Annotated in this window: 6 protein-coding genes; all 6 read right to left on the bottom strand. The window is 75.0% G+C overall.

Annotated elements, in window-relative coordinates; genetic code table 11:
- Positions 1 to 81 precede the first annotated feature (81 nt).
- Genes HDA43_RS03895 through HDA43_RS03870 form a run of 6 tightly spaced genes read right to left on the bottom strand, consistent with a single transcriptional unit; the run spans position 82 to position 21,644 of the window.
- Entirely contained in the window at positions 82 to 1,458 is a 1,377-nt protein-coding gene (locus HDA43_RS03895) for an MFS transporter (protein WP_179818333.1), read from the bottom strand.
- The gene (locus HDA43_RS03890; protein ID WP_179818332.1) at positions 1,439 to 5,539 is read right to left on the bottom strand and encodes an AMP-binding protein; all 4,101 of its coding nucleotides are present in this window, start codon (positions 5,537 to 5,539) and stop codon (positions 1,439 to 1,441) included. The genes HDA43_RS03895 and HDA43_RS03890 overlap by 20 nt, the downstream gene beginning before the upstream one ends.
- Complete coding sequence (locus tag HDA43_RS03885; RefSeq protein WP_179818331.1) at positions 5,536 to 12,426, bottom strand: non-ribosomal peptide synthetase; 6,891 nt, start codon at positions 12,424 to 12,426, stop codon at positions 5,536 to 5,538. Before HDA43_RS03885 ends, HDA43_RS03890 begins: the two co-directional genes overlap by 4 nt.
- A complete protein-coding gene (locus tag HDA43_RS03880) occupies positions 12,419 to 15,718 on the bottom strand; it encodes a non-ribosomal peptide synthetase (protein ID WP_179818330.1) in 3,300 nt (1,099 codons plus the stop codon). Before HDA43_RS03880 ends, HDA43_RS03885 begins: the two co-directional genes overlap by 8 nt.
- A complete protein-coding gene (locus tag HDA43_RS36830) occupies positions 15,715 to 16,029 on the bottom strand; it encodes an MbtH family protein (protein ID WP_446697289.1) in 315 nt (104 codons plus the stop codon). The genes HDA43_RS03880 and HDA43_RS36830 overlap by 4 nt, the downstream gene beginning before the upstream one ends.
- Positions 16,026 to 21,644: a type I polyketide synthase gene (locus tag HDA43_RS03870; protein WP_179818329.1), complete on the bottom strand. Its 5,619-nt coding sequence runs from the start codon at positions 21,642 to 21,644 to the stop codon at positions 16,026 to 16,028. The genes HDA43_RS36830 and HDA43_RS03870 overlap by 4 nt, the downstream gene beginning before the upstream one ends.
- Between the last annotated feature and the right edge of the window lie 171 nt (positions 21,645 to 21,815).

Genomic DNA, 21,815 nt, shown 5'->3' with positions numbered 1-21,815 from the left:
CCGGAGATCGCCACTGCTGCGGAGGGCCGGGTGCTCGGCCGGGTTCTGTCCGGCGGATCAAGGCGTCGTACGCTCCAGAACCTATTCCCGGGGCCCGGCGGGGAACTCCTTCGTCCCCGGGATGGGGGAGAAGACCAGCAGCAGGATCGGCAGGATGGCACCGGCGACCACCGCGACGAGGATGGCGAAGCGCAGGCCGACGGCGTCACCGAGCAGGCCGGCGCCCAGCGCCCCGAGCGGCGCGGGGATCAGGCCGAGGGAGTAGATCGTGCCGATCACCCTGGCCTGCAGGCGCGGCGGGGTGATCGACTGCACCAGCGTCATGTTGCTGACGAAGAAGACCTGGTTGCAGGCCCAGACGACGAACTGGGACGCGCCGAGCATCACCGCGGCCGTCCAGACGGAGCCGGAGGCGAACGGCACCAGCAGCAGCGAACAGTTGCCGATCACCGTGCTCCACAGCAGGGTCGGGCCGAGGCCCAGGCGGCGCATCGTCCGCACCGACAGCGTCGCGCCGAGGATCGCGCCCACCCCGCCGGTCGCCATGACGGCGCCCACCCACTCCGGCGGCAGGTCGGGGCCGCCCCTGAGCAGGAACAGGATGTAGATCGACTGCATCGCGCCCATGACGAAGAACGAGTACAGGCCGCTGGCGATCGCCAGCGGGCGGATCATCGGCTGCGTCATCACCCAGCGGAAGCCGGCCCAGATGGCCCGGTGCACGCTGCCGGCCGTCTCGTCGTCCGGCTCGGGCCGGGCCTCGGGGCGGCGGATCAGCAGCACCGCCGCCGCGGAGAACAGGTAGGAGAACACGTCGATCAGGATCAGCATCGGCGTGGCCATGACCTTCAGCAGCGCCGATGCGGCGCCCGGACCGGCGGTCTGCGCCAGCGACTCGCTGAGCTGCAGTTTGCCGTTGCCCTCCGCCAGGTGCGACAGCGGCACCAGGGAGGGGAAGTAGGAGCGGTAGGCGACCTGGAAGAGCACCGACAGCAGGCTGAGCGCGAACACCACCGCGTACAGCGCGCCCAGCGTCAGGGAGTCCATCACGTACAGCAGCGGCACCAGCGCCAGCACCACGGCCCGGCCGAGGTCGGTCCAGATCAGCACCGGGCGCTTGCGCATCCGGTCGACGTAGACGCCGAACAGCAGGAACCCCAGCATCGGCAGCCGGACCAGCGCGCCGAGCACCCCCATCTCGGTCGCGCTCGCACCCAGGGTGACGACGGCGACCAGCGGGATCGCCACGTAGGAGATCTGCGAACCGGCCTGGGACAGGGCCTGCCCGGCCCAGAGCCGCAGGAAGTCGTGGTTGCGCCAGAGCGTGTCCCCGCCTCCGCCCCCGGATCCGGGGGCGGGACGCCCGTCCCCGGCCCGCCCGTCTTCGCCGTGCCCGTCCCCGGCCGTCCCGGGACCGTCCCCGGCCTCCCGTGTGCGCTCAGCCTCCGGTGACACCATCGTCGATCCAGCTCCTCACTTTGGCGGCCGCCTCGGCGACCAGGGGTTCGAAAAGGACGACCACGCGCTCGCCGGGGATGGGCTCGATCGCGAGCGTCCCCTTGACCACGGACCTCCAGCCCAGGTCGGGCCGGTCGCCGACGGGCGCGAACAGCGCCACGTCCCCGTCGTAGGGGTCGTGGCGGTAGCGGCCGACGGCGTGCGCGTTGGCCCGGAACACCCGCAGGTAGCGCCGCGCCTGCTCGACGTCGGCGGTGTCCGGGGCCAGCCGCCGCTCCCGGCCGGCGGCCTCGATGACCGCCAGCAGCATCTCCTCCGGGCCGAGGCCCGCGAACTCGGCCGCATCCGTCTCCAGCGGCCCGCCGGCCAGCGCGTGCGTCATGAGCGAGGCATCGTCCTCCAGCGAGCTTGTGATCACCGGCTCGTCGGCGTCCGAGTAGAACAGCACCACCAGCGGCACCTCCTCGCCGAGGGCGCGCAGCCGCCTGGCCGTCTCCAGCGCGATGTTGCCGCCGATGCAGAAGCCCCCCAGCACGTACGGCCCGGCCGGCCGCAACTCGCGCAGCCGCGCCACGTAGTCGTCGACCATCTCGGCCATGGTCGGGTGGGGGTCCTCGCCGGAGGCCAGGCCGCTGGCGGCGATCGCGTACACCGGCTGGTCGGGGCCGAGCCTGCGGGCCAGCGGCAGGTACCGGAAGACCTGTCCGCCGAGCGCGTGCACCAGGAAGATCGGCGGCCGGTCGCCGCCGGCGTTGAGTGTGACGATCCGCTGCCCGGCCGCCAGGTCCTCCGGGCCGCGCAGCACCTCGGCCAGGCCCGCGACGGTCGGTGAGGCCAGCACGGCGGCCACCGGCAGCTCCCTGCCGAACTCCCGCCGGATCCGCGTGGCCAGCCGCAGCGCCAGCAGCGAGTGCCCGCCCAGGTCGAAGAAGTCGTCGAACACGCCGACCGCGGTGACGCCGAGCACGTCCTCCCAGACGGCGGCCAGCCGGCCCTCCACCGGATCCCTGGGCGGCACCCGGTGCCGGTCCGGCTCCGGCCGTTCCGGCGCGGGCAGCGCGGCCCGGTCGAGTTTGCCGTTGGCGGTGAGCGGCAGGGCGTCCAGCGTCACCCACGCCGACGGGATCATGTGCTCGGGCAGCCGGTTCCGCAACCGTGACCGCCACTCCACCGGAGCGCCGCCGGTCACGACGTAGCCGACCAGGCGGTCGCCGTCCGCGACGACCGCCGCGGCGCGCACCTCGGGCTGGTCGAGCAGTACGGCCTCGATCTCGCCGGGTTCGACGCGCATGCCGCGGATCTTGAGTTGGTCGTCGAGGCGGCCGAGGTAGTCGAGTTCTCCGTCGGGGCGCCAGCGGGCGCGGTCTCCGGTGGCGTAGAGGCGGGAGCCGGGGGGCCCGTAGGGGTCGGGCAGGAAGCGTTCGGCGGTGAGGGCGGGTCTGCCGAGGTAGCCGCGGGCGAGTTGGACGCCGCCGATGAACAGCTGCCCCGGCGTGCCCACCGGCACCCGCGCCATCCGCTCGTCGAGCACCTCAAGACGGGTGTTGTCCACCGGGCGGCCGATCGGGACCACCGGCTCGGCCGGGTCGCACCGGTGCCAGGAGACGTCTACCGCGGCCTCGGTGGGACCGTACAGGTTGTGCAGCTCCACCCCGGGCAGCCGGTCGGCGAAACGGCGCACCAGGTCGGCCGGGAGCGCCTCGCCCGAGCACACCACCCTGCGCAGCCCGCCCGCGGCCCGCCCCGGCAGGTCTCTCGACAGGTCCTCCGGCGGGTCACGGTCCTCCGATGGCCCACGGTCCTCCGGAAGGTCTCTCAGCAGGTCCTCCGGCAGGTCGAGGAACGCCTCCAGCATCGACGGCACGAAATGCGCCGTGGTGATCCCTTCACCGGCGATCAGTTCGGCGATGAGGCCGGGGTCGTAGTGACCGCCCGGCTCGGCGACCACCAGTCCCGCGCCGGTGATCAGCGGCCAGAACAGTTCCCACACCGACACGTCGAACGATGTCGGCGTCTTGTGGAGGACCCGGTCGGCGGGGGTGAGGCGGTAGGTCTCCTGCATCCAGCGCAGCCGGTTGACGATGGCGCGGTGGGAGACGCCGACGCCCTTGGGGCGTCCGGTCGACCCGGAGGTGAAGATCACGTATGCGAGGGAGTCCTCCGGGACGTCCTCCCCGGTGAACGGCTCGGAGCCGGCGGCCTCCTTCGTGGTGGACGACCCCGGGCCGGTGGCGTTCTTCCCGGTGGACGGTCCGGAGCCGGAGGCGTCCCTCACGGTGGGCGCTCCGGGGCCGGTGGCGTTCTTCGCGGTGGAGGGTCCGGAGCCGGTGGCGTTCCCGGGCCCGTCCGCGGCGGGCGTCGCGGCGTCCGCCGGGAGCGGTTCACCGTCCCAGCCGTCCGGCAGCGTCACCGTGCGGGCGGCCGGCGGGGCCTGCCCGGCGAGGGCGGCGGAGGTGAGCACCACCGAGGCGCCGGCGTCGGCCAGCATGTCCCGCAGCCGCCCGGCCGGATGCCCCGGCTCCATCGGCAGATACGCGCCGCCGGCCGCCAGCACGCCCAGCAGGGCGGCGGGCAGGTCCAGGCTCCGCTCCAGGTGGACGCCGACCGGCTCGCCGGCCCGCGCCCCGGCCCCGCGCAGCGCCGCCGCCACCCGCGCCGCCCGCCGCGCCAGCTCGCGGTAGGTGATCCACTCGCCCGCGAAGCCCACCGCCGGGGCGTCCGGGGCCGCGGCCGCGCGGGCGAGCACCAGGCCGTGCAGGGTTCCCCCGGCGTGGTCGCGGCCGGTGGCGTTCCAGCGGGTGATCGCCGCGACGTCGGCCTCGCCGACCTGCGGCGTACCGGTGACCGCCTCCAGCACGTGAGCGGCCAGGGCCTCCATCTGCCCGCGCGGGAACTGGGCGCCGTCGTAGGAGACGGTGAGCGTCAACCCGCCGCCCGGGACCCGGACGAAGGCCACCGTGCACGGCACGTCGGTCTGCTCGAAGAACTCCTGCCCGGTGACGGCCGGGCCGTCCTCCGGCAGCCCGCCGTACACGTGGAAGTCCCTGAAGTCGAACAGCGTGTCCAGCAGGGGGGAGCGGCCGGCGAGCCGCTGGATCTCGAACAGCGGATAGTGCCGGTACGGCACGGCCGCCACCTCGGCGTCGAACACCCGCCGCACCAGCTCGGCCCGGTCGGCGGCGTCCAGCCGTACCCGCAGCGGCAGCGTGTTGAGGAACAGGCCGAGCACCTCGCCGCCGCCCTCGCTCTCCGGCCTGCCGTGCCCCAGCACGCCGGTCATCACCTCGCGCTCACCGGTCACCAGGCCCAGAGCCAGCAGGCAGGCCGTCAGCAGGATCGTGCGCGGCGGGACCCGCAGCTCGCGGGCGTCGCGTTCCAGCGCGGCCACCGCGGGCGCGGGCACCGGTACGGCCAGCACCTCGGCGGCGCGCGGTCCGCCCGAGGGGAACCCGGGCAGCCGCGGCAGGCGGCAGTCCGGGGCGTCCGCCACCCGTTCCCGCCAGAACTCCCGCGCCCGCTCCGAGGCCACGGCGGCCCGCTCGGCCGCCACCAGGTCCCGGAACGCCGCCCGCGGCGGGGCGAGGCCGCCGGCCCGCTCCTCCGGGCCGGCGGTGTAGCGGCGCAGGATCTCGGTGACCAGGGCGGCGACGCTCCAGCCGTCGAGGATCGCGTGGTGGAAGCTGAGGCTGAACGCGAACTCGCCGTCGCCCAGCACGTGGGCGTGGGCACGCATCAGCGGGGGAGACGTCCAGTCGAACCCGGTGCGCTTCTCCGCCTCCCGCCACTCGGCCAGCCGCTCCCGCGCTCCGTCGCCGCGCAGGTCGGTGACCTCCAGCGGGATGACGGCCGCGTCGTGGACGAGCTGCAGCGGCTCGCTGAACCCGGTCAGGTCGAAGGAGGTGCGCAGCACCGGGTGCCGGGCGGCGGCCTCGGCCAGCGCCCGCTCCAGCGCGGCGGCGTCGAGACCGCCGCGCACGGTGATCGTCATCAGGTCGTGGTAGGTGGAGCCGCCGGTGTCGAGCTCGCTGTGGTACAGCATGCCGGCCTGCAGCGCGGCCAGCGGATACGCGTCCTCGATCATCGGTCGCCTCCCGTGAGTTTGGCCAGGTCCTCCGGACCGAGCAGGCCGAACGCCTCCGTCGCCGGCGCGTCGGCCGGCCCCGGTCCGTCGCCGCGGGTGAGTGCGGCGGCCAGCTCCGCGACGGTCTGGTGGGTGAACAGCCGCTGCAGGTCGAGCCGGTAGCCCCTGCGCCGCAGCCCGGCCACCACCGACAGGCTGCGGATGGAGTCGCCGCCCACGGCGAAGAAGCCGTCGTCGCGGCCGATGCCGTCCACGCCCAGCACCTCCCGCCACACCTCGGCCACGTCGCGTTCCGCGTCGGTGCGGGGCGGCTCCGGGGGAAGGCCGCCGCGGCCGTCCGGTACGGGCAGCGCGGCCCGGTCGAGTTTGCCGTTGGCGGTGAGCGGCAGGGCGTCCAGCGTCACCCACGCCGACGGGACCATGTGCTCGGGCAGCTCCCGGCGGAGCCACTCGCGGAGGTCGGGACGCTCCGCACCGGAACCCCCGTCCCCGTCACCGTCACCGTCACGCCAGACGGCGTAGCCGACCAGGCGCGCCCCGGCGGCGTCACGCCACACGCCGACCGCGGACGCCTCCAGGCCGGGATGCCGGGCGAGTACGGCCTCGATCTCGCCGGGTTCGACGCGCATGCCGCGGATCTTGAGTTGGTCGTCGAGGCGGCCGAGGTAGTCGAGTTCTCCGTCGGGGCGCCAGCGGGCGCGGTCTCCGGTGGCGTAGAGGCGGGAGCCGGGGGGTCCGTAGGGGTCGGGCAGGAAGCGTTCGGCGGTGAGGGCGGGTCTGCCGAGGTAGCCGCGGGCGAGTTGGACGCCGCCGATGAACAGCTGCCCCGGCGTGCCCACCGGCACCGGCCGCAGCGTGTCGTCCAGCACGTACAGCCGGGTGTTGTCCACCGGGCGGCCGATCGGCACGGTCTCCTCACCCGGCGCGTAGCGGTGCCAGGAGACGTCCACCGCGGCCTCGGTGGGACCGTACAGGTTGTGCAGCTCCACCCCGGGCAGCCGGTCGGTCAGCCGCCGCGCGGCGGCGGCCGTCAGCTCCTCGCCGCTGCAGATCACCCGGCGCAGCGACCGGCAGTCCTCGATCCCCTCCTCGGCGGTGAAGGCGGCCAGCATGGACGGAACGAAGTGCGCCGTGGTGACGCCCCGGCTCCGCACGAGGTCGCGCAGGTAGGCCGGGTCGCGATGGCCGTCGGGCCGGGCGACCACCAGCGCCGCGCCGGTGATCAGCGGCCAGAACAGTTCCCACACCGACACGTCGAATCCGGCCGGGGTCTTGTGGAGGACCCGGTCGGCGGGGGTGAGGTGATAGGTCTCCTGCATCCAGCGCAGCCGGTTGACGATGGCGCGGTGGGAGACGCCGACGCCCTTGGGGCGTCCGGTCGACCCGGAGGTGAAGATCACGTATGCGAGGGAGTCCTCCGGGACGTCCCCCAAGGGGGTCTTCGCGGCCGACGGCCCCGGCCCGGGGGTGCGCTCCAGGACCGCGGTGAGCTCCCTCGCGCCGGCCTCGTCCAGCATGAGCCGGACGCGCCGCTCCGGCAGGCCGGGGTCCAGGGGCAGGTAGGCCCCGCCCGCCTTGAGTACGGCGAGCAGGCGCACGGGCAGGTCGAGCGAGCGTTCGGCGCGCACGGCGACCACGGAGTCCGGCCCCGTCCCGCCGCCCACCAGGCCGGCGGCCAGCAGGGCCGCCCGCGCGTCCAACTCGGCGTAGGTCAGCGTCCCTTCCTCGGACACCACCGCCGTGGCGTCGGGGGTGCGCGCCGCCTGCTCCTCGAACAGGCCGTGCAGCGTGCCGCCCGGATGGTCGCGGCCGGTGGCGTTCCACCGGTTCAGCACCAGGTCCCGCTCCTCCGCCGGGAGCACCTCCAGCTCCGACAGCGGGGTGCCCGGGGCGGCGACGACGGCGCGGAGCAGCGAAAGGAAACCGCCGGCGAGGCGCTCGACGGTGTCCGGCCGGAACAGGTCGCGGTCGTAGACGAATCTGGCCGCCACGCCGTCACCGGTCTCCGCGGCGTACAGCTCCAGGTCGAACCGGGCCGTGGTGGTGCGCAGCGCGAACGGCTCCGCCCGCCGCCCGCCACGTGTCCCCGCGGTCTCCGCAGACCCCGCCGACCCGGGGGAGCCCGCCGGGTCCGTCGAGTCCGTCCGGGGCATCGTGTCCAGGTAGCTCTGCAGGGCGAACAGCACCTGCGCCAGCGGCGGGCGGCTCGTGTCCCTGGCCACGTCCAGCTCGGCGACGAGCTTCTCGAACGGCAGCTCCTGGTGGGCGTAGACCTCCAGTACGGCGTCCCGGGTGCGGTCGAGCAGCTCCCCGAAGCCCGGGTCGCCGGACAGGCGGGCCCGCATCGGCAGCAGGTTGACGAACAACCCGACCATGTCCTCCAGCTCGGCCAGGTCCCGCCCGGACAGCGGGGAGCCCACCGCGAAGTCGCGCTGCCCGGACCATCGGGCGAGCGTCGCCTGGAACGCCGCCAGCAGCGCCATGTAGAGGGTCGCGCCGCGGGCGCGGGCCAGCTCCGTCAGTCCGGCGACGAGGCCGGCGTCCAACCGCAGGTCATGCCACGCCCCCCGGTGCGCCGGCCGTACGGCCCTGGGCGCGTCCGCGGGCAGGTCCAGCGCGGGCAGCCCGGCCAGCTCCTCCCGCCAGAAGTCCAGGTGCCGCTCCAGGTACGGCCCGGCCAGCCGCTCACGCTGCCGGAGCGCGTAGTCGCCGTACCCGGCACGCGGCGCACGCGGCCGCCGCGTCCCGCCGAGCAGCTCGCCGAGCAGGATCTCGGCCGACCAGCCGTCGGCGACGATGTGGTGCACGGCGACCACCAGGACGTGGTCGGCGGGCCCGAGCCGCACGAGCGTCACCCGCAGCGGCGGACCGGCGGCCAGGTCGAAGGGACGCTCCGCGTCGGCGCCGGCGATCCCGCGCGCCTCCTCGACGGAGGCGGCCTCGGCGACGCGCAGCGGGACCCGCGCGTCGGGGTGCCCGGCGGGGACGACACGGACCTCCGGACGCCCGTCCGGGGCGGCGGGGAAGCGCATGCGCAGGCTCTCGTGCCGGGCCACGGCGTCGTCCAGCCGGTCCTGCAGGGCCGCGGCGTCCACCGGCTCACGCAGACGTACCGCGGCGGGAAGCACGTACGTCGAGGTGCCAGGGGTGAGCTCCTCCATGAACCAGATGCGTTCCTGCGCGAACGACAGCGGCGGCGCCGTGCCCTCCGGCCGCCGGGACAGGGCGGGACCCGCCTGGCCGTCCCCGGCGAGCAGGTCCAGCTCGCGGGCGAGCCGCCGGGCCGACGGGTGGGTGAAGACGAGCTTGAGCGGCACGTCCAGGCCCGTCGCGGCCGAGAGCCGGGCGACCGCCCGGGTGGCCAGCAGCGAATGGCCGCCGAGCCGGAAGAAGTCGTCGAGCGCGCCGACCCTCTCGGCCCCGAGCACCTCGGCCCACACCGAGCACACCAGCTCCTCGGTGGCGGTGGCCGGGGGCAGATGGGCATGCCCCGCGCGCGGCCCGGGAACGGGCAGCGCCGCCTGGTCGACCTTGCCCGAGGGGGTCAGCGGGATGCGGTCCACGACCACGACGGCGCCGGGCACCATGTACGGCGGCAGCTCCGCCGCCAGACGCGCGAGCAGCTCGTCTTCCGCGAGGTGTCCGGGCGGCTCGTCTTCCGCGAGGTGTCCGGCCGACCCGCGGCCCGCGAGGGGCACGGTCGGCCCGCTGCCCGCCAGGCACCCGGGCGGGTCGTCGCCCGCCGGACGCCCGGGTGGCTCGTCGCCCGCCGGGTGCCCGAGGGGGCCGTCGCTCACCGGGCCGTTCCCGTCCGGGGACTCCTCCCGGGGAACGGACTCCTCCTGGAGGATGGACTCCTCCCGGAGGACGGACTCCTCCCGGGGCACGACGTAGGCGACCAGGCGGCGGTCGCCGGGGGTGTCCTCCCGGACCGTCACCACCGCCCGCGCCACCCCGGGGAGGGACAGGAGGCGGTCCTCGATCTCACCGGGTTCGATCCGGTAACCACGGATCTTGACCTGCCGGTCGACGCGGCCGAGGATCTCCACCCGCCCGTCCGGACGCAGCCGCGCCCGGTCGCCGGTGCGGTAGAGGCGCGACCCCGCCGGGCCGTACGGGTCGGGGACGAATCGGGCGGCGGTCAGGGCGGGCGCCCCCCGGTAGCCGCGCGCCACCCCGGCCCCGCCGACGCACAGCTCACCGGCCACCCCGACGGGGACCGGCGAGCCGTGCTCGTCCAGCACGTGGACGCGGCCGCCGGTGAGCGCGTGGCCCACGGTGGGCCGCCGGGACGCCTCGGAGGGGTCCAGTTCGGCGGCGGTGGCGATGATCGTCGTCTCGGTGGGGCCGTAGCTGTTGACCAGGGTGATCCGCTCGCCGTGCGCGGCGTACCAGGCGGCGAGCGCCGGGGCGGGCAGCGGGTCGGCGCCCAGGATGAGCAGGCGCAGCGTCTCGGGCCACGCGACGCGGGCGGCGGTCAGCTCCTGCCAGTAGGAGGTGGGCAGGTCGATGACGGTCAGCGACCGCCCCTGAGGGGTCCGCAGGAAGTCGGGCAGCGGCTCGTCGGGGGCCAGCACCAGCTCGGCCCCCGACGTGAGCGCGGGGTAGATCTCCTCGGCGTGCGTGTCGAACCCGGCGGAGGCGAACTGCAGCACCCGGTCACCGGGCCGGATGCCGTACTCGCGGCGCATCCACGCGACACGCGCGTCCAGCGCGCGCCGCTCGACCTCCACACCCTTGGGCCGGCCGGTCGACCCGGAGGTGTAGATCACATACGCCAGGGTCGCCGGATCACCCGCCCGCGGGGCGGGGGAGGCGACCGCGGATGCCGGGACGGGGGAGGGGACCGCGGACGGCAGGCCGTCCGGGGTGACCGCCGGGGAGCCGTCCGCGACGCCGTTCAGGGTGACCGCCTGGAGAACGTCCGCGACGTCGTTCAGGGGGATCACCGGCAGGTCGTCGCACTCCAGCAGGCCGTCCTGGGCGAGCAGCAGCGACGCCCGCGCGTCGCGCAGCATCCAGCGCAGCCGCCCGGCGGGATGGGCCGGGTCCAGGGGGAGGTAGGCGCCGCCCGCCTTCTGTACGGCCAGCAGGGCGACGACCAGCTCGGGACTCCGCCGGGCGCACACCCCGACCACCGTCTCGGCCGTCACACCGGCGGCGACCAGCCGCGCGGCCAGCCGCTCCGCGCGGTCACGCAGCTCGCCGTAGCCGAGACGCCGGTCGCCGTGGCTGACCGCGACCGCGTCCGGGGCCAGCCGCGCCCGCCCGTCGAACAGGGCGAGCACCGTCGCCGTGCCGCCCGTGCGCTCCGCGTCCCCGGAGCGGTCCGTGCCGGGCCCGCCGGGCGCGTCGTCCATACCCGCCGCGCCCGCCGTGGTGTCCGTGCCGGTCCGCCGGGAGGACGGCAGGGACGCGGTGGCCGCCGGGACGCGGTCCTCGGGCAGCAGCATCGCGGCGCGCAGCCGCGACAGCGGGATGTCGCGGTCGTCGACCACGGCCTCCAGCATCCGCTCGTACCTGCGCAGCATCCTGGACACCGTGCCGGTCTCGAACAGGTCGGCGTTGTAGGACAGCATCGCGTACAGCGAGCCGGAGCGCGGCGTCACGTCCAGCATCAGGTCGAACTTCGCCTGACGCGCCCCCGGGTCGAACACGTCGGTCTCGACCCCGGCGATCGCCAGCTCCGACGCCTCCCGGTCCTGCATCACGAACATGGCCTGGAACAGCGGCGTGGTGCTCAGGTCACGCTCGACCCGCAGCTCGTTCAGCAGCCGCTCGAACGGGATGTCCTGGTGGGCGAACGCCTCCAGCACGATCGTCCGGACGCGGCCGAGCAGCTCGCGGAAGCCGGGGTCGCCGGACAGGTCGCCGCGCAGCGCGAGCGTGTTCGGGAAGAACCCGACGACCTGCTCCAGCTCCGGACGGTCCCGCCCGGCGATCACCGAGCCCACGCACACGTCGTCCTGCCCGGAGTGCGCCCCGAGCAGGGCCTGGAACGCCGCCAGCAGCACCATGAACGGCGTGCACCGCTCCTCGGCGGCCAGCCGTTCCAGCCGGGCGGTCAGCTCGCGGCCGAGCCGCCGCACCTCGTAGTCGCCGTTCGACGACCGCACCGCGGGCCGGGGCCGGTCGGTGGGGACGTCGAGGACCGGCACCCCGGCGAGTCGTCCGCTCCAGTAGTCCAGCTGCTTCCGCACGGCGGTCTCGTCCAGCCGCGCCCGCTGCCAGGCCGCGTAGTCGGAGTAGCGCAGCGCGACGGGCGGCAGCCCGGCCTCACGCCCCTCCAGACGGGCGGCGTAGCAGGCGGCGAACTCGCGCAGCAGGATCTTCAGCGACCAGCCGTCGGCCACGATGTGGTGCAGCACCACGCACAGCACATGGTCGGCCGGCGACATCGTGATCAGGTGGACCCGCAGCAGCGGCCCGGCCGCGAGGTCGAACGGCCGGTTGGTGAGGTCGGCGACCAGCCTGGTCGCGAGGCCCTCCCGCTCGGCCGCCGGAGCTCCGCCGAGATCGAAGACCTCCGGCTCGACCGGCTCCGGCGAAACGGCCTCCTGCACCGGCCGCCCCTCAAGGACGGTGAAGCGGGTGCGCAGCGTCTCGTGCCGCTCCACCAGGCGGCCGAAGGCGTGGCGCAGCGCGTCCACCGAGACCGGCCCGCGCAGCCGCTGCACCATGAACATGTTGTAGGAGGCGTCCGCCGGGTCGAGCCGCTGCAGGAACCACAGCCGCTCCTGCCCGAAGGACAGCGGCGCCGGGCCGCCGGGCTCCGGCCGCGGCGGGATCTCCTCCCGCCGCGGCGCCGCCTTCCGCCGCAGCTTCTCCTCCAGCGCCGCCCGCTGCTCGGGACTCAGCCGCGCCAGCCTCGCCCTCAGGTCACCCATCCGCCGGGTCCTCCAACGCGGCCAGCAGTTCCTCCAGCTCGTCGTCTCCGCTCATCCGCAGCTCCAGCAGGGCCAGCGCGTGCCCGGCCACCGTGGTGACCTCGAAGCAGCGCCGCAGTGGCATCTCCACGCCGTGGTCCTCCCGGTAGCGGGTGACCAGCAGCACCGCCAGCAGCGAGTGCCCGCCGAGCTGGAAGAAGTCGTCCTCGACGCCGATCCGGTCACGGCCCAGCAGCTCACCCCAGAGCGCGCACAACTCCTCCTCCAGCGGGGTGCGCGCCGCCACGTACGGCGTACCGAGGTCGGCCCGGCCCGAACCGCCCGGCGACGGCAGCGCGTCACGGTCGAGCTTGCCGCCGGGGGTCAGCGGGACGTCGTCGATCCCCACGAACGCCTGCGGGACGAGCGCGGCGGGCAGCCGTCCGGCCAGGTGCCTGCGCAGCTCGGCGGTGAGCGCGGCGGGGTCGCCGTCCCAGCCGACGTAGGCGACCAGGCCCCGCCCGCCCGGGGCGTCGTCGCGCAACGCCACCACCGCCCGCCGTACCTTCGGGTGCTCGGCGAGCAATGCCTCGATCTCGCCCGGCTCGACCCGCCAGCCGTGCACCTTCACCTGGTCGTCCAGGCGTCCCAGGAACTCCAGGTCGCCCTCGCCGTTCCACCTGGCAGCGTCGCCGGTGGCGTACATCCGCGACCCGGGCGGGCCGTACGGGTCGGGCACGAACCGGTCGGCCGTCAGGCCGGGCCGGCCCGCGTAGCCCGGCGCGACCTGTACCCCGCCGATGTGCAGGTGCCCCGGCACGCCGGCCGGGACCGGCTGGAGGTGGTCGTCCAGGACGTACAGCCGGTTGCCGGGCATGGGCCGGCCGATCGGCAGCGTGTGCCGGGACCGGCCCGGCTCCACCCGCCAGGCCGACACGTCCACCGCGGCCTCCGTCGGCCCGTAGAGGTTGTGCAGCTCCACGCCGGGCAGCCGCTCGGCGAACCTGTCCGCCAGGTGCGGCGTCAGCTCCTCACCGCTGCAGATCACCCGCCGCAGCGACCGGCACGACTCGATGCCGGTCTCCTCCAGGAACAGCGCCAGCATCGACGGCACGAAGTGCATCGTCGTCACCGCGTGCTCCTTGACGAGGTCACGCTGGTGGCCCGGGTCGCGGTGCCCGCCGGGCCGGGCCGCCACCAGCAGACCTCCGGTGACCAGGGGCCAGAAGAACTCCCAGACCGACACGTCGAAGCTCGCCGGGGTCTTCTGCATGACCGCCTCGCCGGGGGCGAGGCCGAACCTGCGCTGCATCCAGCCGAGCCGGTTGACCACCCCCCGGTGGGTGTTGACCACCCCCTTGGGGCGGCCCGTCGACCCCGAGGTGTAGATCACGTAGGCGGGGTGATCGGGTCCGGCGACCGGGGCGGGGGCGTGCGGCGGCCGGTCCTCCCAGGCGCCGGGCTCGTCCAGCAGCACCGGCTTGACCGCTCCCTGGGGAAGCAGGTCACGCAGGTGCCGCTGGGTCAGCAGCACCCGGGCGCCGCTGTCGGCCAGCATGAACGCCAGCCGCGCCCGCGGGTACTCCGGGTCCAGCGGGACGTAGGCCCCGCCCGCCTTCACCACGGCCAGCAGGGCGACGACCAGGTCCGCCGACCGCTCGGCGCAGACCGCCACCGGGGCGGCGGGGCCCACGCCGATCCGGCGCAGCCAGTGGGCCAGCCGGTTGGCGCGTTCGTCCAGCTCGGCGTAGGTCAGCGTGACGCCGCCCGCCACCACGGCCGGGGCGCCGGGCGTCCTGGCCACCTGGGCCTCGACGAGCGCGCCCAGCGTCGCGCCGTCGGCGGCGTGGTCCGCCTCCGCGAGGCTCCCGTCCGGGCCCGCCGTACTTCCGGCGCCCGCCGTACTTCCGGCGCGCGTCGCGTCCGCGCCGTCGGCGGCGTGGTCCGGGGAGCCGGCGTCCGTCCCGGTGCCGAGCGCCAGGATCCGCTCCCGTTCCGCCGGGGTGAGCAGCGGCAGCCGGGAGATCGGCGCGCGCGGGTCGGCGACGGCCCCCGCCAGCAGGGTCTCCAGGTTCGCCGCGAACCGGTCCATCGTCGCCCGGTCGAACAGGTCCGTGCTGTACTCCAGCCGGGAGTGCAGCCGCCCCCCGCGCATGTTCAGGTCGAGCTGCAGGTCCACCTTGGCGGTGCCGTTGGCGATCTGGCCCTCGTTGGTGTCCACCGCCAGGTTGAACATCACCTGGTAGATCGGCGGCACGCTCAGGTCACGCGTCGGCTGCAACGCCTCGACCAGCCGCTCGAACGGCAGCTCCTGGTGGTCCAGGGCGTCGGCAACCGTGTCGCGCACCCTCGACACCGCCTCGGCGAACGTCGGGTCGCCGCCCAGGTCGGTACGGAGCGCCACGGCGTTGACGAACATCCCGATGACCGGCTCGGTCTCCGGCAGCACCCGCCCCGCCACGGGCGTGCCCACCACGATGTCCCGCTGCCCGGACCACCGCGACAGCACGGTGGCGAACGCGGCGAGCAGCACCACGAACAACGTGGCGTTCAGCTCCTTGGCCAGCCGCTCCACACCTTCCGACAGCTCCGCGGAGAACACGCCGAGCCGCATCTCCCCGTGGTAGGTACGGCGGCGCGGGCGCGGCCGGTCCGCGGGCAGCGCCAGGTCGGCCGGTATCCCGGCGAGCCGCTCCCGCCAGTGGGCCAGCTCGCCCTCGACGAACTCCCCGGTCAGCCGGCCGCGCTGCCACGCCGCGAAGTCGGCGAACTGGATGGGCAGCTCGGGAAGCCTCGGCTCCCGGCCCTCACCCAGCGCGTCGTAGCACTCCTCCATCTCGTTGACGAAGATCAGGCTCGACACCCCGTCGAAGACCGTGTGGTCGAACACGCAGACCAGCCGCAGGTCGTCGTCGGCCATCCGCACCTGCCGCATCCGCCACAGCGGCGCCCGGTCCAGCGTGAACGGCTCGGCCGCGTCGGCTTTGGCGAGCCTCGCCAGCTCCGCCTCCCGCTCCGCGGCCGGCAGGGAGGTCAGGTCGGTCTCGGTCAGCCGCACCTCGGGGGACTCGCCCGTGACGACCTGCACCACCTGGCCGTCGCGGAACTCGAAGACCGTGCGCAGCACCTCGTGGCGGCGCACCACCCGGGCGATGGCCCTCTCCAGCCGGCGCGGGTCGACCGGCTGGCGGGCGCTCATCGGGATGAGCATGCCGATGTTGTAGACGGCCAGGTCGGGCTCGAAGCGGGCGAGGAACCACATCCGCTCCTGGCCGGAGGACGACGGGAAGACGTCCACCGCCTGCCCGCTCACCTCCCGGCCTCCGCGCCCACGTCCGTGCCCGTGCCCACGTTCGTGCCCGTGTCCGCGCTCACGTCCGTGCCAGTGCCCGCGTCCGTATCCGCTCCCGCGCCGGCGGCCATGGCCTCGCGCAGGCTCCGCGGCCGCATGTCGGTCCACACCCGTTCGATGTGGGCCAGGCACTCCTCCCTGGACCCGGCGAAACCCTCGTCGTGCCAGCCGTCGGGGTTGCTCCGGCCGACCGGCCAGACCGAGTACTGCTCCTCGTCGTTGACGACGACCTTCGTGTCGGCGACCTTCGTGTCCATGACTGACTCGCTCACTGCTGCTCGCTCCTGCGGGGAAGCCGGGGGATGACGGTTTGACCGGTGGGCGCGGACGGGGCGTCCGCCGCCGTGGCGGCGCGGGTCTGTTCGATCAGCGCGGTGACCCCCGCGACCGTGGGCTCCTCGAACAGGCTGCGCATCGGCAGCCGCACGCCGAGCTCCTTGCGGATCAGCGCGATGAGCTGCACCGCGATCAGCGAGTTGCCGCCGAGTTCGAAGAAGTCGTCGTCGACGCCGATGCGTTCACCGCCGAGCACCTCGCCCCACAGCCTGGCGACGGCGGCCTCGACCTCACCGCGCGGCGCGACGTAGCCCTCGTCCGCCGGCCGGGCGGGCCGCTCCGCCACCGCCGCCGGGTCCAGCTCCGTCTCGACCGTCTCCTGGGTGACCGAGCCGACGTTCGCCAGGTAGCCGGCCAGCGGCGTCGCCGCGACCACCACCTGCGGTCCCAGCGGGACGGCCAGCAGGCGGCGGAACGCGTCGGCTCCGTCGGCCGGGCGGATGCCCACCTCGCTCGCCGTGTCCGCCCCGCCCGCCGCCGCGGCCCGCCCGTCTCGCCCGGCGGACCCCTCCGGCGCGGACGGCTCGTCCGGGACGCTCCCGTCCGCCGCCGCGCGCTGCGCGCCCGCGTGGGCCGTCACCCCGGCCACCACGGCGTCGGTGTCGATCCGCCGCAGCACGTAGTCGGACATCTCCGCCAGGACCGTGCCGTCCATCCCGATGAACGTCACGTCCACCGCGAGCACCTCGTCGGTGTCGCTGTCCCGGAACCGCATGTGGCTCCAGAACGACCTCGGCAGCCGGTCCCGGACCGTGATCCGCCCGTAGCCGAGCGGCAGGTAGTGCCCCTGGATGTCCACCCAGGTGAAGGACGTCGCGCTGTCCATCAGCGCCGGGTGCAGCCCCCACCGGTCCAGGTCCAGCGCCACCAGGTCGTCGGCCTCGAACAACCCCAGCGCCTCGTTCCGCCCGATGTGGCAGCCCCGCATGTTGCGCCCCCAGTGCGGGCCGAGCTCCAGCAGCCCCGACAGCGGCACCCCGCCCTGGTCCGCCCCCGCCGGAGCGCACCGCGCCGCGATCGCCGCCACGTCCACGTACGGCGCCGGCCCCGGATCGACCCGGGCCGCCGTGCCCCGCGCGTGGACCCGCTCCCGGCCGCCGATGACGCTGCGCACCTGGAACTCCGCGCCCTCGGCCTCCGGCGCGAACACCACCCGGATCTCCGCCGACGCGCCGTCGGCCACCGACAGCGGCTCGACGAACACCACGTCACGCAGCTCCACCACCCCGCCGGACGGCGGCAGCACCGCGTCGCTCGCGCACCGGGCCATCTCCACGTGCCCCGTGCCCGGCAGCACCGGCACGCCGGAGATGCGGTGCTCGTCCAGCACCCAGTGCGTCTCGGGGGCGACGTGCCCGCCGACCCAGCCCAGGCCGTCACCGTCCGGCTCGTGCCGCGCCGTCAGGATCGGATGGTCCACCGCCCGGATCCGGTCGCCGCGCCGCAACGCCGCGAACCCGGCCGGAGCGGCGACCTCGGCCGCCATGCCGACCTCCAGCCACCTGCCCCAGTTGACCGACACGACCGCCGCCGCCCGCCAGCCGTGCTCGCCCCTGGCGTGCGCGTCCAGGAAGTTGTTGGCCGCGCAGTAGTCGACCTGCCCGAACCCGCCCGCCACCGCGGTGATCGACGAGCACAGCACGACGGCCTCCAGGTCGAGGTCGCCGAAGGCGTCACGCAGCGCGAGCGTGCCCGCCACCTTGGGCGCCAGCACCTCCTCGGCCGCCGTCCGCTCCTTGACCTCGGCCATGCCGCCGCCGGGCAGCCCCGCCGCGTGCACCACCACGTCCACCCGGCCGAACCTGGCGAGCACCTCGTCCCTGACGCGCCGCATGTCGTCCGCGCGGGTCACGTCGGCCGCGAGCACCGCCACCTCCGCCCCGGCGGCCTCCATCCGGCGGATCGCCGCGATCGCCCGGCCCGTCCGGCCCGTCACGTGCGCATCCCACTCCGACCGGTCCGGCAGCCCGGACCGCGACAGCAGCACCAGCCGCACCCGCGCCCGGGACGCCAGGTCGGCGGCCAGCGAGATCCCGATGCCCCCCAGGCCGCCGGTGACCAGGTAGACCTGCCCGTCCCGCGGCCCCGCCCCGGCACCCGGCCCCGCGGCGCCCGGCTCCCCGGCGGCGTCCGGCACGGCGGGCACCTCGACCGGCTCGTAGTGCCGCAGCCAGCGCCGCCCGCCCCGCAGCGCCACCGACGGCAGCAGCCCCGCCTCGTCCGGCTCCGGCCGCCTGCCCAGCTCCGCCGCGGCGTGCCGCGCCCAGTCGCCCCGCCCGCCGGCGTCCACGTCCACGTGCCGCACCCGCAGCCACGGCGTCTCCAGCGGCACCACCCGGGGGAAACCGGCCAGCGTCGCGTGCTCCGGCCGGAGCAGGTCACCGCCGACGACGTCCTCGGTCCCCGAGGTCACCAGGTCCAGCTCGACCTCACCGGCGGGCTGCGCCGCCGTCAGCGCCTGCACCAGCGCCAGCACGCTGAAGAAACCCCGGTCCTGCGCCCGCCACACCTCACCGGCCCCGTCCGCCGGGTCGCCGCCGGCCGTCCAGGCGTGCACCACCCTGCCCGGCGCCGAACCCAGCTCCGCCAGCAACGCGTCGTAGTCGGCCCGCTCCGCCGGCCGTACGGTGAAACCCGCCTCCGACGCCGAGAACGCCGCACCCGGCCGCACCTCGGTCACCTCGGCCCCGGCCGCGCGCAGCGCCGCCACCAGCGCCGCCGAACCCTCGTCGGCGAACACCAGCGCGCGGCCCACCGGCACGGACGGCACCGGCGCCGGAGCCGCCTGCCGCCACACCGGCACGCTGAACCACTCCGACGGCGGCAGCTCCCCACCGGCCGGCGCCGCGTGGTTGGCCACCCCGCCGACGAACGCCCCCTGCGGATCCGGGTCGATCCACGCCCTGCGCCGCTCCCACGGGTAACCCGGCAGCGACACCCGGCGGCCCGGATCCCCGAACTCGCCCGGCTCCAGGCCGTTCACCCACAGCGTCCCGACGGCGGCCGACAGCACCCGCACGTCGTCGCCCACGTCCTTCGGGCCGGGCAGCGACGCCAGCGGCGCCACCCCGCCCGCCGGAACCTGCGCCCCCGCCAGCCCGGCGAGCTGCCCGCCCGGACCGCACTCGATCATGATCCACTCGCCGTCGGCGAGCAGGTTCGCCACGCAGTCGCCGAACCGCACCGGCTCACGCAGGTGCCGCGCCCAGTAGGACGGGTCGGTCGCCTCCTCCGCCGTGATCCAGGTGCCGGTCACGTTCGACAGGAACGGCAGGCCCGGCGCCGACCGCTCCACCGAGGCCACCAGCTCCCGGAACTCTCCCAGAACCGGCTCCATCATCGCCGAGTGGAAGGCGTGGGAGGTGCGCAGCACCACCCCGCCCACCCCCTCCTCCTCCAGCTGGGCCGCCAGCTCCTCGATCGACGCCGACGGCCCCGCGACCACGCATGTCCCCGGCCCGTTGACCCCCGCGACCGACACGTCGTCCGGCAGCAGCGGGCCGACCTCCTCCGGCATCAGCCGCACCGCCAGCATCGACCCGCCCGGCAGCCCCTGCACCAGCCGCCCCCTGGCCGCCACCAGCCGCAACGCGTCCGGCAGGCTGAACACCCCCGCCACCGTCGCCGCGACGTACTCCCCGACGCTGTGACCGATCATGGCCGCCGGCTCGACGCCCAGCGACCGCCACAGCACCGCCAGCGCGTACTCCACGGTGAACAGCGCCGGCTGGGTCAGCTCGGTCCGCCGCAGCCGCTCCCCGGCCTCCTCGCCCCCGTCGAAGATCAGCTCCCGCAGGTCCTCGCCCAGCACCGGCAGCAGGATCTCCGCGCACTCGTCGACCGCCTCGGCGAACACCCGCTCCGTGCGGTACAGCTCCGCGCCCATCCCCGCGTACTGCGAGCCCTGCCCGGAGAACAGGAACGCCACCCCCGGGGTGCGCCGCGACGCCGTACCGGAGATCACCCGCCGCGGATCGGCCAGCGCCGCCACCGCGTCGGCCACGTCGGACGCCACCACCGCCAGCCTGCGCGGCAGCTCCCTGCGTCCCACCCGCAACGTGTGGGCCACGTCGCCCAGCCGCAGGTCCGGACGCTCCGCCAGATGCCCGGCCAGCCGCTCGGCCGCCGCCGCCAGCGCCGTGTCGGTCCGCGCCGACAGGCGCAGCAGATGCGCCGCCCGCGCCCCCGAACCCCCCAGGCCGTCTGTGCCGTCCGTGCCGTTCACGTCCTCGCGCTCGACGGCCGGGGCCTCCTCCAGCACGATGTGCGCGTTCGTGCCGCCGATCCCGAACGAGCTGACCCCCGCCCGCCGCGGGAAACCGTCGCGCTCCCACTTCGTCGGCGCCGCCGCCACGTAGAACGGGCTCGACGCGAAATCGATCTTCGGGTTCGGGCTCCGGTAGTGCAGCGTCGGCGGGATCAGCCCGTTCTCCAGCGCCAGCACCGCCTTGATCAGGCTCGCGATGCCCGCCGACTGGCCCAGGTGCCCGATGTTGCTCTTCACCGAGCCGATGCCGCACCACTGCGTGTCGGCCGTGTCCTGCTGGAACACGCTGCTCAGCGCCGCCACCTCGATCGGGTCGCCCAGCGCGGTGCCCGTGCCGTGCGCCTCCACGTAGGTCACCGTCCGCGGGTCCACCCCGCCCACCCCCAGCGCCTGCGCGACCACGGCCGCCTGGCCGTCCATGCTGGGCGCCGAGAACCCGACCTTGCCCGCGCCGTCGTTGTTGATCGCGTTGCCCAGGACGACGGCCCGGACGTTGTCACCGTCGGCCAGCGCCTCGGACAGCCGCTTCAGCACCACCACCCCGCCGCCGCTGCCCCAGATCGTGCCCGCCGCCTTCGCGTCGAAGGCCCGGCAGTGACCGTCGGGGGAGACGATGCCGTCCTCGTCGTAGACGTACCCCTGCCCCTGCGGCAGGTCCAGCATCGCGCTGCCCGCCAGCGCCATGTCGCACTCGCCGTTGCGCAGCGCCTCCGCCGCCACGTGCACCGCCACCAGCGACGTCGAACACGCCGTGTGCAGCGTGTAACTCGGACCCCGCAGGTCCAGCTTGTACGACGCCAGCGTGGCGCAGTAGTCGACATGGTTGCCCACCATCACGGCCAGCCAGCCCGCGTTCGCGTGCGCCTGGGCGTTGCTGCGGATGTTGATCCACTGGTAGAAGTCCGAACCCGACCCGGCGTAGACACCGATCTCACCCGGATACCGGAACGGGTCGTAACCGGCGTCCTCCAGCGCCGTGTGCGCCAGCTCCAGGAAGAGCCGGTGCTGCGGATCCCGGATCTCCGCCTCCCGGATCGACATGCCGAAGAACGCGGCGTCGAAATCCTGGTGGTCGTCCAGCATCATCGCGGCCGGGACGAAGTTCGGATCCTCCAGCACCCGCTCCGAGACGCCCAGCGCCCGCTGCTCCTCCAGGGTGAACCGCGTCAGCGACTCCACCCCGTCGGCGAGGTTGCGCCAGAACTGCCCGGCGTCCCCGGCTCCCGGCACCCGGCACGAAAGACCGATGATCGCGATCGGCTCCACCGTGGGTTCCTCGGCCATGCGTTGGGTCCCTTCCCTCTCACTCACGAGCTCTCCTGCGGCCCGGCGGGCCTCGCGGTTCCGTGGCCCGCCGGCGCGGCGGTCCCTCTTGGGGCCTCTTCGGGGGCGCTTTCTCCGGCTTTCTGTGGTTCTCCGGCTTTCCTTTGCGGCTTTCCTCTCCGGCACCCGCGG

It is taken from the genome of Streptosporangium sandarakinum (assembly GCF_013409935.1).
In the GTDB taxonomy this organism is placed as follows: domain Bacteria; phylum Actinomycetota; class Actinomycetes; order Streptosporangiales; family Streptosporangiaceae; genus Streptosporangium; species Streptosporangium nondiastaticum.
This window is presented reverse-complemented; position numbering and strand designations above follow the sequence as displayed.

Bases quoted from the DNA above. Each gene is read 5' to 3' on its own strand.
- HDA43_RS03885 (WP_179818331.1), bottom strand. From the start codon at position 12,426: ATGGGTGACCTGAGGGCGAGGCTGGCGCGGCTGAGTCCCGAGCAGCGG.
- HDA43_RS03870 (WP_179818329.1), bottom strand. From the start codon at position 21,644: ATGGCCGAGGAACCCACGGTGGAGCCGATCGCGATCATCGGTCTTTCG.
- HDA43_RS03890 (WP_179818332.1), bottom strand. From the start codon at position 5,539: ATGATCGAGGACGCGTATCCGCTGGCCGCGCTGCAGGCCGGCATGCTG.
- HDA43_RS03895 (WP_179818333.1), bottom strand. From the start codon at position 1,458: ATGGTGTCACCGGAGGCTGAGCGCACACGGGAGGCCGGGGACGGTCCC.